General features: G+C 66.0%; 2 protein-coding genes. Both read right to left on the bottom strand.

Going from position 1 to position 2,022, the window contains the following annotated elements:
* Positions 1 to 454: 454 nt before the first annotated feature.
* Complete coding sequence (locus QZV72_RS05965; RefSeq protein WP_297006264.1) at positions 455 to 1,381, bottom strand: alpha/beta fold hydrolase; 927 nt, start codon at positions 1,379 to 1,381, stop codon at positions 455 to 457.
* A gap of 16 nt (positions 1,382 to 1,397) precedes the next feature.
* Positions 1,398 to 1,934 carry a phage holin family protein gene (locus tag QZV72_RS05960; protein WP_297006266.1) on the bottom strand — a complete coding sequence of 179 codons (537 nt, stop codon included), beginning with the start codon at positions 1,932 to 1,934 and terminating at the stop codon, positions 1,398 to 1,400.
* Positions 1,935 to 2,022 lie beyond the last annotated feature (88 nt).

The raw sequence follows: 2,022 nt of genomic DNA, 5'->3' as shown, positions 1-2,022 counted from the left end.
GTGTCATAAAGGTCCTTATCGGCTCCCCTGTACTACTCCAGTCGCGTTAGGCACCACGCGTTACACTGAACCAGGATTTCCACTATGAAGTTATCGTGGGTCAGCCCTACCAACTGCAAGGCCGCCGGCAATGGTCTCAAACGGGCACCAGAAACCATGAAACCACATCGCGTCACATTGCTGACGTTGGATCGGAGGTCAGGCCCGACACCTATAGCGGGCATGACGGTACCTCCCTAGAGCTTGCCGCGGTGTGGGAGCGGCTCTAGCGCCGGGGCGTTGGTGGAAGGATCGAAGGCCGGCGACAGAGCTTCGCTCAGAGCACGGCGCAGCCCCAGGGCATTTGTGACCGCCACCAGCATTCCAAGACGGGTTGCCGGGTCACCCGCAGAGATCGAGGATGTGCATCTCCACTGGCACACAAGTGGACAGGAGCCTGTGAGAGTCCGCGTGCTCACTCCACGCCGCGGATGATCCGGGCGACAGTCGCCGGATCCTCGATGTGCGGGAAGTGCCCCACCCCGTAGATCACCTCGGCGCGTGACCCCGCACCACCGCGGGCTGCGGACCGCTTCGCGATCTTCGCGTTGTAGGCGCGGTCCATCGAACCGTCCACGCACACCACCGGGGCGTCCGTGTGGTTGGGGAGGGTGCGGTCGAAGTGCCCGCCCTCAGGGCGGAACCTGCTGCGCACCGTCCACCGGCGGTACTCGCACGACAGGTGCGCGACCTTGTCGACCTGCATCGCCTCACGGCGCAGCTCGGCATGACGGGTGCAGACCTCGGTGTCCCGGAAACCCGGGGCCACCCCGTAACGGAACGTCCTGGCGGCCTTCTCGGCGTTGTTGCGCAGCAGACGATGCTCCGGCCACCGCGGCAGCTGGGCGAACATCGAGGACCGCAGTCGCGGCCACTGGGACACCGGGTGCAGCAGCACCGAGCGGGCCACCACCCGGGGATGGGCGGACGCCAGGGTCACCAGGCCCCGGACCCGCTCCGGCTCGTGGGCGGCCATGGTCCAGCCGATAAGGCCACCTTCACCGTGGCCGACGACCAGGGCGTCAGTGTGACCGAGCCCGCGGATCACCCCGCACATGTCGGAGGCCGCGGTGGTGAGGTCGTAGCCGCGGGGTGTCTTGTCCGACCTGCCGTAACCGCGCAGGTCGACGGCGGCGACGCAGAACTCTCCGGCGTCGTCACCGGTGTCGCCGTCGGTATCGCCGACCAGTTCCGGCATCAGTTCGGTCCAGTCGAACCAGCCGCCGCCGAAACCGTGGATCAGTAGCACCAGTGGTGCGGTGCGGGGCCCGGTGACGGCGACATGCAGACGAATGCCCCGGGTGTGCACGTAGATGTGCTCCGGGGCGAGAGAGGAGTTCACAGAAGAGAATCCGGATCTAGGTGAACATGCCGGCGTCGTCCGAGGAGGACGCCGGGGAGCTGGAGCCCGGGATCACCGACGTGAGCTGACTGACCGACTCGATCGTCGCCGCGGGCTTCTTCACACCCTTGATGAACTTGATCGCGACGATAGCCAGGACGACGACAAGCACGAACATGATGAGGAAGACCACAAGGAAGGCGACCCAACGCGGCATCCAGTTGTCGAGCAGCTCGGCGAGGAAGAAGAAGAAGAAAAAGGAACTGTAGGCGAGGATGACGCCCGCGCCACCCAGCAGGCCTGCGGCGATACCAGCCTTCTTCGCGGAACCCGCGATCTCGGTCTTGGCCAGCTCGGTCTCCGAGCGGATCAGTGACGAGACCTGGGTGGAGGCGTCCCGCACGAGCTCACCGATGCTGGCGGTGCGGCCGGCGGCGGCGTCCTCCAACGGGATGTTGCTGACCTGCGGGGTGAAGCTCTCCGCGTCGCTGAAGAAGCCGCTGTCCTTCTGGGTGTCCTTGTCGCTCACTGCGTGTTCTCCCTGTCCGTACATGTTGACTGTGGGCCATTCTGCCATGCCCGGGCCGCTCCGGTGGGAGAACCCCGGGCGAAGTCGGGATCGGGTGGCGTGCGGGCGCTCC

Origin of the sequence: uncultured Corynebacterium sp. (assembly GCF_902782855.1) — a bacterium.
In the GTDB taxonomy this organism is placed as follows: domain Bacteria; phylum Actinomycetota; class Actinomycetes; order Mycobacteriales; family Mycobacteriaceae; genus Corynebacterium.
The sequence above is the reverse complement of the archived record's forward strand: the minus strand, read 5'-3'. Positions and strand labels throughout refer to the sequence as shown.

Excerpts from the sequence above, each read along its gene's own strand:
- QZV72_RS05960 (WP_297006266.1), bottom strand. The coding sequence starts at position 1,934 with ATGTACGGACAGGGAGAACACGCAGTGAGCGACAAGGACACCCAGAAG.